Source organism: Winogradskyella sp. ABM4_392 (assembly GCF_056160445.1).
The window spans coordinates 1-224 of the sequence record NZ_JBSWXE010000034.1 but is presented as its reverse complement, the minus strand read 5'-3'; the positions used below and the strand labels follow the sequence as shown (position 1 = coordinate 224).

At 47.8% G+C, this 224-nt stretch carries 1 protein-coding gene; it reads left to right on the top strand.

Annotated elements, in window-relative coordinates:
- The coding region (locus tag ACXAFS_RS15360) for a DUF7507 domain-containing protein (RefSeq protein WP_475308065.1) at positions 1-224 on the top strand (224 nt) is incomplete at both ends.

Below are 224 nucleotides of genomic sequence, written 5' to 3'. Positions count from 1 at the left end.
ACTGAAGATGATCCAACAGAAACCACCATCGCAGAAGCTCCAAGTATCGAGGCGGTTAAGACCGTAGCAATCACGAATGACGTTGCACCAGTAGGGGCAAGTTTAGGCGACACGGTAGAATATACAATTACGGTAACGAACACTGGAAATGTGACCTTAGATGGAGTAGCGATAGCTGATACGTTTGTAGACGCCAATGGCACCCCACTGACCTTATTAACCGG